Source organism: Paenibacillus oryzae (assembly GCF_001675045.1).
GTDB lineage: Bacteria > Bacillota > Bacilli > Paenibacillales > Paenibacillaceae > Pristimantibacillus > Pristimantibacillus oryzae.
The window spans coordinates 184010-198753 of sequence record NZ_LYPA01000080.1 but is presented as its reverse complement, the minus strand read 5'-3'; the positions used below and the strand labels follow the sequence as shown (position 1 = coordinate 198753).

Genomic DNA, 14744 nt, shown 5'->3' with positions numbered 1-14744 from the left:
TGTCTGAAAACACGCTCAAGGTCATCTTGCACCGCCTTTTCGTTCTCTGTTGCATCCGTTATGCTTAATGCTTTTCCTCGCCAGTTGCAGCAAAAGAGGCGTTCCTCTGCAGGCCACCACCATCGCTGGTGCCTGCCACAGGAACGCCTCTTGTTTGCTTTTAGCCTGATATAACGATACCTCTTTAACGCAAGGGAAGTTTCCCCTCCATATACCCTCTGAGCAGATCCAGAATAAAGGGGTCCTCTTCCCCGCCCCTTTTCAGCGCTGAACAGATTAATCCGATATCATCGCTTACGTAACCAGCCAGATCGGGATTGCCCGTATGCCTGAACGTTTGCTTAAAAGCCGCTTCCCGTCCAGCATCGCTCTCATTATCATCATTCTCCGTTTCAGCATCCTGCCCCCAGCGGCGAAAAGCCTCCATCCATTGCTCATCAAAAGGGCTCTGCTCCCGTTCATCCAAATAACGATCCGCATCAAGTCCGGCAAACGTTTCCTCTGTAAGCAATTGTCCACTTTGAAGACGATCCAGCAATTGGTCCAGATATTCTTTGTGTTTATCCACCCTCGCCTTCACCCCTCCCTCTATTAATACAAACAATAACGCTTTTGTAATTGCTTTTATTTCCGATGCATTTTAAACTCCAGGAACAGCTCATTATAATGGGAAAGCATACGCGGGCCCAGGTTGTCGTAAACCTCCAGGCGGCTCGTCAGCTCCTCGTCGGGATAAAAGCGTTCGTCTCCCGATATCTCCTCCGGCAGAATAGCCAGCGCGTCCTTGTTTGGCGTGGAGTAACCAACGTATTCCGTATTTTGCGCCGCTACCTCGGGGTCCAGCATAAAGTTGATGAACTGATGCGCGCCCTCCAGGTTACGGGCAGTCTTCGGAATGACCATATTGTCAAACCACAGATTGGAGCCTTCCTGCGGAACGACATAGTCCAGCTCCTCGTTCTCCGACATAATCTCCGAAGCGTCGCCCGACCAGACCAGGCCCGCGGCGGCTTCGCCGTTTGCCATCAGCATTTTGATTTCGTCGCCTACAATCGCTTTGACGTTTGGAGTCAGCCGCGACAGCTTGGCAAGCGCCTCCTGCAGATGGGCTTCCTCGGTATCGTTGAGAGAATAGCCGAGGCTGTTCAGCCCCATGCCCATCACCTCGCGCGCCCCGTCCAGCAGCATGATTTGGTTGCGCAAGCTGTCGTCCCACAGATCATCCCAGCTGTCGAAGGTTAAATCGCCTACCATCCCGGGATTAAACACAATGCCAACCGTTCCCCAGAAGTAGGGCACTGAATAAGCATTTTCGGGATCAAAGGACAAATGCATAAACCGGGAATCGATATGCTCCAGATTAGGCAGCAGGGAATGGTCGATTGGCAGCAGCAGGTTATCCTCCTTCAGCTTGCTGATGGCATATTCCGATGGAATCGCCACATCAAACACCGTGCCGCCTTGCTTGATTTTGGTCATCATCGCTTCGTTGGAATCAAAGGTTTGATAAATAACCTTGATGCCGGTTTCCTCCTCGAAGCGGGCAATCAGATCGGGGTCGATATAATCGCCCCAGTTGTAAACCGTCAGCGTGTTCCCGCCGGAGTACCCCGCGCTGGAATTCATGTACGAGGTCACGTAAATCAGGCCAAAGGAAACCGCAAACACCAGCACAAACATCCGCACCAACTGCTTCACAGGCTTCCCTCCTTCGCCCCGGGACGTACGTTATTGCGTTTGTTAATGAAGTAATAGCCAATCACGAGCACAACCGTAAACAGGAAAATCAGCGTCGACAAGGCATTGATGGACAACGATACCCCTTGCCTTGCACGTGAATAGATTTCTACCGACAACGTTGAAAAACCGTTCCCCGTCACAAAAAAAGTAACCGCAAAGTCGTCAAGCGAATAGGTTAACGCCATAAAAAATCCCGCAAAAATACCCGGCTTGATGTAAGGCAGCACAACCTTGGACAATACCTGCCAGCCGCTTGCGCCTAAATCACGCGCCGCATCAATAAGCGTACCGCTCATTTCCTGCAGCTTGGGCAGCACCATGATGACAACAATCGGAATGCTGAATGCGATATGGGACAGCAGCACCGATGTAAAGCCAAGCTGAATGCCCGCCAGCGTAAACAGAATCAGAAACGACGCTCCAATAATAACGTCCGGGCTAACAATCAGCACGTTGTTTAATGTCAATAACGCCCCTTTTGGCCGGTTGCTCCTAATATAATGAATGGCGATTGCGCCAAACACTCCGATAATGGTAGAAATCGCCGCCGACAACAGAGCGATGATGAACGTATTCAGCACGATGATCAGCAGCCTTGTATCCTGAAATACCTCGTTGTAATACTCCAGCGTAAACCCTTCAAATTCCCGCATCGAGCCGCCGCTGTTGAAGGAATAAAACATCAGGTACAGGATTGGCGCATACAGGACGGCAAAAACAGCAATGAGATATAGATTGGAGAGCTTCCATTTACCTTTTGACAATGTCGATCAGCCCTCGCTTTCTGTTGCCTGTCAGCAGCATCAGCAGCGCCATGGCAATAATCAGGAACACCGCAATCGTAGCGCCCATGCCCCAGTCCTGCGTGACCAGAAAATGCTGCTCGATAGCCGTACCCAGCGTAATAACGCGGTTTCCCGCGATCAGGCGCGTAATCATAAACAGCGACAGGGCCGGAATAAATACCGCCATGCAGCCCGCCTTTACCCCATCCAGCGTCAGCGGAAACACCACTCTGCGGAACGTCATCCACGGCGAAGCGCCAAGATCGCGCGCGGCGTATACCAGCGTTGGATTCATTTTTTCCAGCGCATTGAAGATGGGCAAAACCATAAACGGAATAAAAATATAGACCGATACAAACACAAAGCTGAAATCGGTGAACAAAATTTGCTTGTTGCCGATGCCCGTAAGCTCAAGCACCGTATTGACAAAGCCGTAGGTGCCGAACAATCCGATAAACGCGTAAGCCTTGAGCAGCAGGTTAATCCAGCTTGGCAAAATGATCAGCAGCAGCCATAACGTTTTATGCTTGGTGCGAGTCAGCAAATACGCCGTCGGATACGCCACAAGCAGCGAAAACAGCGTAATGAGGAAGGCGTACCAGAACGAGCTAAGCGTCATCCGCAAATAGACCGGCGTAAAAAACTTGGCGTAGTTGTCCAGCGTAAATTGTCCCTCTACATTAAAGAAGGAATAATAGAGTACCAGCAAAATCGGCGCCACAACAAACAGCACAACCCACAGCATGTACGGAATGAGGTACAGATTGCGCGCCCTAGCTTCCATGGCTGCCTCCGCCGCCTTGCGCCGGCTGACCCGCGCCGTCCTCGTAGGACTCCAGTCTCCGGTCAAACTCCTCTTCCGTTTCGCCCAGTCTCATAACATGAATCGCTTCCGGTTCAAAATAAAGCCCGATCCGCTCGCCAACTGCCGCTTTCCGCGTGGAATGAACCAGCCACTCGTTGTTGGCATCGTCGTAGCAGCTAATTTCATAATGTACGCCCCGGAAAAGCTGCGTATCGACCCTGACCTGCATCTTGCCCTTTTCAGGCGAGGTAATTTCCAAATCCTCCGGCCGGATGACGATATCAACGATTTCCCCATCATTCAGGCCTTGGTCGACGCATTCATAAGGATGACCTGCAATCTCCACCTCGAAATCACGCAGCATGCGTCCTTTAACGATGTTGGATTCCCCGATAAAATCAGCGACAAAACGGTTAATCGGCTCGTCATAAATGTCGTTTGGCGTGCCGGATTGCTGAATTGTCCCTTCGCTCAGCACAAAAATTTCGTCCGACATCGCCAGCGCTTCCTCCTGGTCATGCGTAACGAAAATAAACGTAATGCCAAGACGCCGCTGCAGCTCGCGAAGCTCGTACTGCATCTCTGTCCGCAGCTTGAGATCAAGCGCCGACAGCGGCTCGTCCAGCAGCAGGATTTCCGGCTCGTTAACAATTGCGCGGGCAATCGCTACCCGCTGCCGCTGGCCGCCCGACATTTCCGTAATTTCGCGGTTTTCGTAGCCGCTAAGATTGACAAAACGAAGCGCCTCCGTCACCTTTGCGGATAAAGCAGCGCCCTTTACCCCTTTGATCCGCAGGCCAAACGCGACATTTTCAAATACATTTAGATGAGGAAACAGGGCGTAATCCTGAAATACCGTATTCACCTGACGGTTGTTGGCCGGCACTTTATTAATTACTTTTCCATTAAAATAAATCTTGCCCTCCGACGGCTCCGTAAATCCGGCAATAAGCCTGAGAATTGTCGTTTTACCGCAGCCGGACGGCCCTAGCAATGTATAAAATTTCCCTCGCTGAATTTCAAAGCTAACGCTTTTGAGTACGGCGGGGTCTCCGGGATCGTATTGTTTCGTAACATGTTCAAAACGGATAATGCTTTCTTCCGTCATTTATGCGCCCTCCCTGCAACCAATTATTGATAAATCAATGTGATTATACATCATCTCCACAAAAGGGCAATAGTATTTGTCATATCTTTAAAGGCTGTTAAATTGAGCTAAAATCGCACGTCAGCCTTGAAGCTCCGCCTAGTGACTTCTCTATCTCATTTTAACCTGAATTTTACATAGATTACGGTCTGACATGACAATTATATGTTAAACTATTGTAAGTAGTCTTGGTTGCTAGACTCCATTTTTATCTATTATGTATTGGGAGGGAATCTACATTGAAATTGAGAAACAAATGGTTCACGCTGCTTCTGGCTGTTGTTATGGTAATGGGATGGTCCTCATCTGCGTATGCCCAGACATCTGTTTCAAGCGAGACGGCTAGCGAGGCAGCAAAAAAAGAGGAAGTTACAAAAATAACACTGCTGCACACCAACGATACGCATGGAAGAGCATTGGAAGCCAGCAATGACGGCATGGGTTTTGCAAAGGTTTCAACTCTGGTTCAGCAATACAAAGCCAAAAACCCGAATACGCTTCTGCTTGATGCGGGAGACACGTTCCACGGCACTACTTTTGCTACGCTGGTTCGCGGCGAAAGCATTGTCGATGTTATGAATAAGGTTGGCTATGATGCCATGGCCGCAGGCAACCATGATTTCAACTACGGCTACGAGCGGTTACTGGAGCTCGCGGAACTGACCGTATTCCCAGTATTGTCCGCAAACGTAAAATACCCGGACGGCTCATACGTTCTGGAGCCTTACATCATCCGCGAAGTGGACGGCATCAAGCTGGGCATTTTCGGATTGACAACACCGGAAACTACATACAAAACACATCCCGATAACGTTAAAGGTCTTGTTTTCGAAGATCCGTCCGCTGTAGCCAAAGAAATGGTTGCAGAGCTTTCCGGCAAAGCGGATGTTGTTATCGCTTTGACCCATCTTGGCATTGACGAGTCCAGCACCGATACAAGCATCAAAGTCGCAAAAGACGCGCCTGGCATTGATCTGATCGTTGACGGCCACAGCCATTCAACTCTTGTTGAAGGTCTGAAAGGCGCAAACGACACCTTGATCGTAAGCTCCGGCGAATATACGAAAAACCTTGGCGTCGTTGAACTGGAGTTTGACGCCAACAAAAAGCTGATCTCCAAAAAAGCTAATCTTGTAAATAAAGAGGAAACAGCAGAAGTAGAGCCAGACCCTGCAATCGTTAAAGTTATTGAAGACATTCAAAAATCGCAAGAGGCTGTATTGAGCGAGGTTGTAGGCTCTACGGACGTAACGCTGGATGGCGAACGCGAGCAAGTACGCGCTGGCGAAACAAACCTGGGCAACCTCATCACTGACGCAATGCGCGACATTAGCGGCGCTGATGTTGCCATCACAAACGGCGGCGGCATTCGCGCTTCGATTGCCAAAGGCGAAATTACAAAAGGCAGCATTATTACTGTGCTTCCATTTGGCAACTATATCGTAACCAAGGAATTGACTGGAGCGGATATTCTGGCTGCTATCGAAGCAGGCACAAATGCTTATCCGGAACCAAAAGGCGCTTTTCCTCATGTGAGCGGCCTGACCTATGCTATTGACTTGAACAAACCTGCAGGCGAACGCGTAGTTAACGTTAAAATCGGCGGAAAAGCGCTTGATTTGAAACGCAGCTACGTAGTAGCAACAAATGATTTTATGGCGGCAGGCGGCGACGAATACACCATGTTTATGAATGCTCCCATCAAAAACGAGTTCCCGGCATTGGACGAATCGCTCATCGCTTATATCCAAAAGCAAGACACACTGGCTGTAAAAACAGAAGGACGCGTTCAAATTATCGAAAAAGCGGCTGAGCCTGTAAAACCAACCGAACCTGTCAAGCCAACTGAGCCCATCAAGCCAATCGAGTCGCCTAAGCCAACTGAACCTGTAAAACCAACAACTCCAGCTCCGCAGCCTGAGCCTGAAAAGGTCGTTTATGTCGTACAAAAAGGCGATAACCTTACGAAAATCGCTAAAAAATACAATGTAACCTGGCAGTTCCTTGCCAAGCTGAATGCACTGAAAAACCCTAACCTGATTTTCCCGGGTCAAGTCATTAAAATCTCGGCCTAATCAATCTGTATCGTAAACAAACTACAAGCAACAAGTACACAAACAGCCTGCTACCATCAATGAAACAAACGTTTTGCAGTTACCAATTAAAACTAACATTTTGCAGGCATAAATTAACTCAAGCGTCTTGCAACCAAAAAGAGCTCCGCATTAAGCGGGGCTCTTTTGAGTTATAAGGTGGCATATAAGGTGAATGTAATACGAGTCCTTATCGATTCCACTTCCGCTTCCACTGCGTACCGGTCACAAATGTCCCTCAGAGCATCAAAAAGCTGCATTGACTCCATGTAGCGGTCACCGCTGTCCGTTAGACGCTCGAAAGTTGTGTTTTATGGACAAATTCAGGCTCTTACAGACACGCATGACCTTTAGAATTGGATACTCCGTCAAAACAAGGCTCTAAGGGTCACGGATGTCCGCAGCAGCTAAAATCAGCTTCGGCTTTAGCTTCAGTTTCGACGTAAGCTTCGGCTTTGACGTCAGTTTTGGCGTCAGCTTCGGCTCTGGCTTTGGCGTCAGCTTTGACGTCAGTTTCGGCTCTGGCTTTGGCCTCAGCTTCGGCTCCCGCTTCAATTGCTTCGGCCTCGCGGCCATTAGGGTTCCGCAAGCTGCAAGGCCGTTCGATGACTTAAGCTGTGCCTTAAGCTGTTGTCAGCTTTGCATTTGCTTCCGGCTCTGCGCCGGAGCGGGTGCGGCGATGGACAAAGGTGAAATACGCCAGCGTCAGGAACGCGAACACGCCCGTGAATACTTCAAGCCATGCCATATCTCCCCACATGCGGCTAATCTCGCCGCTGGAAATAACATCCTTGAATCCTGCAACCGTATAAGTCATAGGCAGCCAAGGGGTTATATGCTGCATCCAGCCTGGAATCAGCTCCAGCGGAAAGGTGCCTGCCGAGGTGGTAAGCTGAAGAATCAGCAGAATAATCGCGGCGAAGCGTCCCGGATTGCCCATTGTCGTAACAAAAAACTGAATAATCATCATATAGGTAATGCTGGTTGCAATAGAGAACAAAGCAAACAACGGCACATTATGAACCTCAAGCTTCAGAATATACAGCAGCGCCGCATCGGCAACAAGGGCTTGCAAAGAGCCAATCAAAACCAGTGTCAGCGCCTTGCTCCAGAACCAGCTCCAGCCGTTTGCCGGACGAACCGCCGGTTCCTTCATACTGAAAACAATCGTAATAAGCAATGCCCCGACATACAAGCCCAAGGACAGGAAATACGGAGCAAAGCCAGTGCCGTAATTCGAAACGGTCGTTACAGGCTCCACCTGCAGCTGAATCGGCTCGGCAAACATTTCGGCTTTGTCATCATTAAATGCCAGATCGCTTGTTGCCGACGAGGCATCATTCAGTTTGCTGGACAGCTCCTGCGCTCCGTCATCCAAAGTCAGCAAACCTCCTGACAATTCCCCGGCTCCATCCTTCAGCTTGGACGAACCGTCATAAAGTGCTGCCGTGGAAGACTTAAGCTTGGTCAACCCGTTCGACAACTCTGAGGCTCCGCTGGACAACGTGCCAAGACCGGCTTCCAGCGTTTGCGCGCCGCTTTTTGCGCCGTTTAAGCCTTCCTTAAGCTGCACACTGCCGGCAGCCAGTTTGCCTACGCCTTGCTCCAGCGATTCAGCGCCAGCCGCAAGCTGCTGCTGTCCCGCCGCCGATTTCTCCAGACCGCCCGCCAGACGCTGGCTAGCCGCCAGAAGAGCTTGGAATTCCGGCGATTCCGCAAGAGTCGGGTTGGCAGCCGCCAATTGTCCCAATCCGGCAGCCAAACCATCCGCTCCGGCTTTTAACTCATCAGCGCCTTGCGAAGACGCTGATAGTCCCGCTGCAAGCTGCTTGACGCCAGCATCCGCGCTTGCACTGCCTTCCGCCAAAGCTGCTCCCGCGTTCTCCAGTTGCGTCAAACCACCGGCGAGCTTGCTTGCCCCTGTTTTAAGCTCGCTGCTGCCATCAGCCAACGCCGTTCCAGCCGCATCCAGCTTGCTGGCGCCATCCTGCAGCGCGGTCGTGCCTTCTGTCAGCTTGGCGAGATTTTGCTCCAGAAGCTGCGCTCCATCCTTGGCCTTGGCTGTGCCATCGGCGATTTGCCCTGCGCCATCGCCAGCTTTTACAATGCCGTCGGCGGCATCCTCCAGCTTCTCAAACACCGTTTTGGCATAGGTTTCTGTTACTTCCTTGTTCAGCATCGCTCTCATTTGCTCAACGGCTGTGTTGCCGATTTGTGCAGCAAGAAAGTTGAAGCTTTCATTAGGGAGAAAAACAAGCTTTGCGGGCTGCGGCTGATCCGATGTCAGCGTTGTTGCATCCTGCGAAAAATGCTCTGGTATTTCAATCGTCATATAATATTTATTGTCCTTCATGCCTTGAAGGGCTTCATCCTTGCTTACGAAAGCCCAGTCGAATTTAGGGTTTTCCTTTAGTTTATCCACAAAATCGGCTCCGATATGCAGAGACTTGCCTTGAAATTCCGTTCCGGTATCGTTATTAACGACGGCAACCGGCAGCTGATCCATTTTGGCGTAAGGGTCCCAGAAGGCTCCCAGAAACATCGCTGAATACATAACGGGCACCATAATAACAGCTATAACGGGAATAAGAACCTTTTTATTGCGCAGTATAGCCGAAAGCTCCCTGCCGAATTGTTTGAATCCATGCCATTTCATTGATGATCCACTCCTGTTTGTCTATAAAATGATTCCCATATAAGTTCCAGTCCAACTTATATACACTCGGCTGGTTACAACTATACTAAATGACCATTTTGGTTAATTGGTCACTTTTGAGCAAAAAACAGCTCTCCATCATGCAAGACGGAGGCGTTTTATTTCTGCTTTTCTTTTCCTTTATTGAAGAGATACCGTTCAGAGACTCAGCTCTTAGCCAAGGCGGCTCCGGCATCGTCGGAAGCCAATCCGATCTCCAAATAAAATCTCAGCTTTTCGGAAAGCTGCTGCTTAGAAATAGGACCGTACATATTTTTCCAGTCCACAGCAAGCGCCATGTACAGCTTCAGCATAACAAAAGCCGTCATTTGGGGATCGCAGGGCTTGATTTCCTTACGCTCCACAGCCTTGCCAACCTGGGCCGAGATATAACTGATAACGGCGCGCTCCAATTGCTCCAGCGCCTCCACCGCCATTGGCGTTCCGATTTCCCGCACCTCTTGCAGCAGCTTTAAGGCAAGCTCATGCTGCTCGCGGAAATCAAGCAGCCTCTCCAGGGCCGCGTTCAGATTGTCGAAGAAATGATGGTTGGGCTGAATCACCGATTCCGCTACGTTTTTCATTTCAAGTATCATTTCTTTCATAATAACCTGAAACAATTCTTCTTTGTTGGCAAAAAACGTATAAATGGTTCCTTTTCCGACTGAGGCTATCCGGGCTACGCCATCCATTGTAGTTGCCTTGTAGCCAAACATCGAAAAAGATTTGGCGGCAGCCTCAACAATCAATTGTCTGCGATCAACTGACATCTATACACCTTCCTTCATCCTTTGATGGATTCGTTGAAGCAATTCCCCCTCCAAACTGACCAAAATACTAAAACGGTCATTTCGTATTTCCTACTATAACACCATTTAGTCTGTGATGCAACTCACCTTTTTTTGTTATAATAAAACCATTACAGACGAGGAGTGAAAGAGATGACCTATAGGGAAATCACTACAATTGATGAATGGTCCGAGGCACTGAAGGCTTCTTCAGAGCGTCCGCTTGTTGTTTTCAAGCACAGCACTACTTGCCCGGTCAGCGCAAATGCGCATCAGGAATTCAGCAATTATATGAACGGCAGCCCACGCGAGGATGTCGACTATTTACTCGTAAAGGTAATTGAATCGCGTCCTGTTTCCAATAAAATCGCCGAGGATACCGGGGTGAAGCACGAATCGCCCCAAATTATCTACGTAGACAAAGGAGCCAAAGTGTGGACGGCTTCCCATTGGGCCGTAACGAAAGCTCATATCAGCGCCGTTCTGGACTAGGGCATGTCTGAAACCCTCTCTATCTGCGCGGTCGCACACATTCTATAAAAAATGGCGCCTTTAGAAGCGTGGCTTATAATCAAGCCGCATGCTTCCTGAAGGCGCCGTTTTGGCAATAGAAGGTTGTAATGGATGAAAAAAATGAAAATAGGTATGGGCATTTGCAAAAGCGAAAATCGTATGCTATATTAATTGAGCCGTCAATGATTGATGCATCAACTATTGATAGGTCAAGCATACTAAAAAGTCCGTTCACTGATCGCGGCAAAATTGTCCTGTTCCATTAAATAAGACAGGAGGCCAAGCAGGTATGACAAACGGAACGAACAGCAACGAAGAGCAAATTCTGAGTTTGCTCAACGGATTGCGCAACAAGCTTAGTCCCAAGTTCGAGCAATGCACCGGCATCAGCTCGTCCCGGCTGGAGATTCTCCATGAGCTATGTCAGGTCGGCGAGATCAACCAGTCCATGCTTCAGAAGCGAATTAATATTGATAATGCCGCAATAACCCGCCATTTGAAACAGCTTGAAGCAAACGGCATGGTGATCCGGCGCAGAAATCCCGATGATAACCGCGAAACCTTCGTCACACTGAGCGATGAAGGCAAAAAGCGAATTGAAGGATACAGAAGCGAACGGGACAGCTTTCTGAACCAGATTCTCGAAGGCTTCAGCCAGAATGAAATAGAGCGGCTGGCGGATTATCTCAAGCGTATGATCCATAATATTTAAAGAAAATGTTCAACCTTATTTAGACAATCAAAAAGGAGATGCTTACATCATGAGTAACAGCCAATCATCCAACGACTTCCGCGAAATTGCATTAAACCGCCGTTCCATCAAAGCCTACGACCCCGAGGTGAAAATCAGCAAGGAGGAAATGAGCGAGATGCTTGCCGAGGCTACACGCGCCCCTTCCTCCGTCAACCTGCAGCCATGGCGCTTTGTCGTTATTGAAAGCGAGGAGGGCAAACAAAAGCTTGCTCCGCTCGCCCGCTTTAATCAAACCCAGGTGCTGACCTCCTCTGCTGTTATCGCTGTTTTTGCAGACATGGAAAACATCCAATATGCAGATGAAATTTTTGGAAAAGCAGTTGAGCTAGGTTATATGCCTCAGGAGGTCAAGGAAGCGCAAATGCCGATTATTAAAAGCTTCTACGCAAACTATTCGGCTTCTGATTTGCGCGACGTAAACTTTATAGATGCCGGCCTGGTTTCCATGCAATTAATGCTGGTTGCCCGCGCACACGGTTACGATACTAACCCAATTGGCGGATTTGAAAAAGACCAAATTGCGGATGCGTTCGGATTGGACAAGGAGCGTTATCAGCCCATTATGCTTATCAGTATCGGCAAGGCTGCTCAGCAAGGTTATCCTTCCTACCGCCTGCCTGTTGAAACTGTTGCATCCTGGCACTAATTCTGCACCAAGAGAGGAGGGTTCATATGTTAATCATCCATGCGCATTTACACGTACACCCTAATCAAGAAGACGTTTTTCATGAAGCGGCTCGTACGCTGATCTCTCTGAGCCGTGCCGAAGAAGGCAATTTAGGCTACCAGCTGTTGAAAAGCACAGAGGCGCCTAATCGCTATACGATGGTGGAGCTGTGGAGAGATCAGGAAGCAGTGGCCCAGCATAACGAAAGCAGTCATCTTCAAGCCTTTATCAAGCTGGCCCCTTCCTTTATGGCAGCGCCGATGGAATTGCAGGCTTTCTCAGGAGAGCCGCTTAACTAAACGCAGCCGGCAGAAGTCTCTTAATGACTTCTCCGCTTGAACCAGCCCCCGGCATTAGCTGCCGGGGGCTGGTTTACTAGTATTGAGAACATGCGGACGCCATTTTAGGGTGTGTCTGAAAACCCGCTTGAGGTCATCTTGCACCGCTTTTTCGCCCCCTCGGAGTATTCAGACACGCCCTAGTCTCTTTCTTATGAAGCTTTTATCAGCTCCGGCTTATTGCCGACTTCACCCCGCACGGCGGGCCGCCTGTACGCTTTTTGCACTGCCGCGCAGCCACATTCTGCCGCCAAACAATGCTAAGGTAACCGCAAGAGTAATGATATACATGGCTTGCACCAAAGGATGGCTGGAATCCGTCCCCGCCTTGACGCCATGAAGCATAGCCGTTAAAAAAACAGGATAGGACAACATGTGTATAGCCAACCAAAATGTTTTTTTCAGCTTGGGCCGTAAATCCGTTGTCAGCAAAAGCAAAAACATGCCGTACAACGACAAGGTTCCAAGACCATACCAAAGCGGGTGCTCATGGGCCGTAAACGGTATGAGCAGTTCTTTCCATGTAAACGGCGAATACGTATCGATAACCAAAATTGCAGCATGGAACATGGCAAGCAGCGTTCCCCACTGGGTAAGCCGCATATGCCATTTATATAATTCCGCTTTGAGAGGACCTTTCGCAAAAGGATAGCCGTATAACATCCCAAGGGCCATTCCTCCAAAAAGCAGCAAATATGCTGTAATACCGAAAATACGCGTCATCTGCCACGTCGGCCAGCTCATCAGCCAATCGATCATGCTTATCTCTCCTCTCCAACATTGTTGGTTGCAGTACAAAGCTGCCATTCCATCCGCTCTTCATGCTTGCTTCCCAGCAATTGTGCTGTGCCGTCCTCCCAAACAAACAATGCCTCATATCCCGGGGCTTGCTCCTCCATCAGCGCCAGCCCTTCCTTGCCTGCAATACAAATGATTTTGGCCCATATTTCACAGGCAACAGGATCGCTCCCCGCCACTGTCGCCTGCACGATCCCGCTGCTCGACGATTCGCCTGTGCGGGGATCAATCAGATGATGACGGACAGCATTTGATTTGCTCCACCTGCGCCCCAATACACTGGAGGTCGCAACGGCTCCGCCGTGCAATTTCAGCATACCGATATCGTCTTTACCATCCCATGGCGATGAAATGGCAAAGGCAACTTTCCCATCATGCCCTTCGCGTCTCCAATAAAAAGCATCCCCGCCCGCATTAACAAGCGCCGCTTTTAGGTAGGACTTGCCTTTGAGCCATTCTCCTGCTTGAAGCACTGTCCAGCTTTTGGCTATGCCGCCGAGATCAATGCCTGTTTCTCCGATCAGCCTTCCCGCTTCCATAGAGGGATGCAGCTCAAGCCCGGAGCGGGCTGACGCTTTTCCAGGCGCAACAGCTTTGTCTCCGCTGCCTGCTTTTCCTACTATAAGCTCAAAGGAGCGATCATACCCAGCTGCGAGCAGCTCAGGCAAAATGCAGATCTGGAACAAGCCGTTTGTCGCTGCGCGATAATGCTCCGATAGACTCAATAGCTCGAATAGCCTGTCAGAAAGCAGCACCAGCTTCCCTTGAGAAGAATTGAACATGCTAAGCTCGCTGTTCGCCCGGAAACGGCTAAATGTCTCCTCGCAATCCCGGAACCAGCCCTGCAGTATGCCCGCATCCCTCTCTGCCAATGCAGAGGAGCATTCATCATATTCAAGCTGTGCCTCAACATCTGTGTTCATTGCAGAAAAAGCAATATGGGTAAGCCTGTCCATCAGGAACGCCCCGTCCGCGACTGCATTCCGCCGGAGCTGTCCCGCTGCGAAAGGCTTCCGCCGCTATTTCCGTTTTCGGAGCTGTCAGCCGATCCGCTTGAACCTGACGAGCTGGAGGAGCGGCTTGATCCATCCTCCGCGCTTCCCCTTGAAGCTCCGCCGCCCCTGCCGTACCCATAGGTCTGGCTGCGCGAAAATTGGCTTTCAAAGCGTTCCGCATAACCGCCATTCCCCCCTGAACCGTCAGCCGTGTAGGCTTCTTCAGGCGTTGCTCCGCTTTTAGCCTGCACCGCTTCTTGAAAAGCATCGCTGTTCTGCACCATGCCGAAAAACAACATAATAGCAGCTGCGCTTCCGGAGCCTATTTTCCATTTAAGCCATTTATCTCTTTTTTTCTTCATAAATATCTCAATCCTCTCTATATCGAATCCATCTTGTTTACCCGTTCTGTTACCCAAGCATAAAGGAGTTTCCTGAATTTTTTCTTAATCAGAACTTAATTATGAAAAGACAAGCCTTTTGGACTATCCGCCCTCTTTCTGAATGAGCCAAAATAACCGCTTGTCGCCTGGTGTTTGAGGGGATTTTCCCGAAAGACGTAGTCTCATTAAAGGTCTGAAGGTTATGCCAATCAGCCCATTCTAAATAGCGAATAGTTGTGGTTA

General features: G+C 49.6%; 16 protein-coding genes. 5 read left to right on the top strand and 11 right to left on the bottom strand.

Annotated features, from left to right (window positions below; genetic code table 11):
* Positions 1-184: 184 nt before the first annotated feature.
* From A7K91_RS24855 to A7K91_RS24835, 5 genes are read right to left on the bottom strand one after another with little or no spacing between them, the layout of a single operon-like run.
* A complete protein-coding gene (locus A7K91_RS24855; RefSeq protein WP_068687180.1) occupies positions 185-568 on the bottom strand; it encodes a hypothetical protein in 384 nt (127 codons plus the stop codon).
* Between the two features lie 56 nt (positions 569-624).
* A complete protein-coding gene (locus A7K91_RS24850) occupies positions 625-1698 on the bottom strand; it encodes an ABC transporter substrate-binding protein (RefSeq protein WP_068687179.1) in 1074 nt (357 codons plus the stop codon).
* Complete coding sequence (locus A7K91_RS24845) at positions 1695-2504, bottom strand: ABC transporter permease (protein WP_068687178.1); 810 nt, start codon at positions 2502-2504, stop codon at positions 1695-1697. Before A7K91_RS24845 ends, A7K91_RS24850 begins: the two co-directional genes overlap by 4 nt.
* Positions 2491-3309 carry an ABC transporter permease gene (locus A7K91_RS24840; RefSeq protein WP_068687177.1) on the bottom strand — a complete coding sequence of 273 codons (819 nt, stop codon included), beginning with the start codon at positions 3307-3309 and terminating at the stop codon, positions 2491-2493. Before A7K91_RS24840 ends, A7K91_RS24845 begins: the two co-directional genes overlap by 14 nt.
* Positions 3299-4438 carry an ABC transporter ATP-binding protein gene (locus A7K91_RS24835; RefSeq protein WP_068687176.1) on the bottom strand — a complete coding sequence of 380 codons (1140 nt, stop codon included), beginning with the start codon at positions 4436-4438 and terminating at the stop codon, positions 3299-3301. Before A7K91_RS24835 ends, A7K91_RS24840 begins: the two co-directional genes overlap by 11 nt.
* A gap of 278 nt (positions 4439-4716) precedes the next feature.
* Between A7K91_RS24835 and A7K91_RS24830 the strand changes: the two genes are divergently transcribed.
* On the top strand, positions 4717-6552 hold the full coding sequence (locus tag A7K91_RS24830; RefSeq protein ID WP_342671758.1) for a 5'-nucleotidase C-terminal domain-containing protein: 1836 nt from the start codon (positions 4717-4719) through the stop codon (positions 6550-6552).
* A gap of 406 nt (positions 6553-6958) precedes the next feature.
* Here the strand turns inward: A7K91_RS24830 and A7K91_RS24825 are convergent, their stop codons facing one another.
* From A7K91_RS24825 to A7K91_RS24815, 3 genes are all read right to left on the bottom strand, one after another.
* Positions 6959-7159: a hypothetical protein gene (locus A7K91_RS24825; RefSeq protein WP_068687175.1), complete on the bottom strand. Its 201-nt coding sequence runs from the start codon at positions 7157-7159 to the stop codon at positions 6959-6961.
* Positions 7160-7192: 33 nt separating this feature from the next.
* Positions 7193-9226, bottom strand: coding sequence for a YhgE/Pip domain-containing protein (locus tag A7K91_RS24820; RefSeq protein ID WP_068687174.1), 2034 nt, complete (start codon positions 9224-9226; stop codon positions 7193-7195).
* A 206-nt stretch (positions 9227-9432) separates the two neighbouring features.
* Positions 9433-10035, bottom strand: a complete 603-nt coding sequence (locus A7K91_RS24815) for a TetR/AcrR family transcriptional regulator (protein WP_068687173.1) — start codon at positions 10033-10035, stop codon at positions 9433-9435.
* A gap of 171 nt (positions 10036-10206) precedes the next feature.
* Here A7K91_RS24815 and ytxJ point away from each other — a divergent pair, with 171 nt between their 5' ends.
* The 4 genes from ytxJ to A7K91_RS24795 all read left to right on the top strand — a co-directional run bounded on the left by ytxJ (position 10207) and on the right by A7K91_RS24795 (position 12286).
* The gene (gene ytxJ / locus A7K91_RS24810; protein WP_068687172.1) at positions 10207-10545 is read left to right on the top strand and encodes a bacillithiol system redox-active protein YtxJ; all 339 of its coding nucleotides are present in this window, start codon (positions 10207-10209) and stop codon (positions 10543-10545) included.
* Between the two features lie 310 nt (positions 10546-10855).
* Complete coding sequence (locus A7K91_RS24805) at positions 10856-11278, top strand: MarR family winged helix-turn-helix transcriptional regulator (protein WP_068687171.1); 423 nt, start codon at positions 10856-10858, stop codon at positions 11276-11278.
* A 49-nt stretch (positions 11279-11327) separates the two neighbouring features.
* Positions 11328-11966 carry a nitroreductase family protein gene (locus A7K91_RS24800; RefSeq protein ID WP_068687170.1) on the top strand — a complete coding sequence of 213 codons (639 nt, stop codon included), beginning with the start codon at positions 11328-11330 and terminating at the stop codon, positions 11964-11966.
* A 26-nt stretch (positions 11967-11992) separates the two neighbouring features.
* Positions 11993-12286, top strand: coding sequence for a putative quinol monooxygenase (locus A7K91_RS24795; protein ID WP_068687169.1), 294 nt, complete (start codon positions 11993-11995; stop codon positions 12284-12286).
* Positions 12287-12514: 228 nt separating this feature from the next.
* Here A7K91_RS24795 and A7K91_RS24790 read toward each other — a convergent pair whose 3' ends face one another.
* From A7K91_RS24790 to A7K91_RS24780, 3 genes are read right to left on the bottom strand one after another with little or no spacing between them, the layout of a single operon-like run.
* Positions 12515-13084 (bottom strand): hypothetical protein, encoded by a 570-nt coding sequence (locus A7K91_RS24790; protein WP_068687168.1) that lies wholly within the window; start codon positions 13082-13084, stop codon positions 12515-12517.
* A gap of 2 nt (positions 13085-13086) precedes the next feature.
* Complete coding sequence (locus A7K91_RS24785; RefSeq protein WP_068687167.1) at positions 13087-14079, bottom strand: FAD:protein FMN transferase; 993 nt, start codon at positions 14077-14079, stop codon at positions 13087-13089.
* Entirely contained in the window at positions 14079-14480 is a 402-nt protein-coding gene (locus tag A7K91_RS24780; RefSeq protein WP_068687166.1) for a hypothetical protein, read from the bottom strand. Before A7K91_RS24780 ends, A7K91_RS24785 begins: the two co-directional genes overlap by 1 nt.
* Positions 14481-14744: the final 264 nt, after the last annotated feature.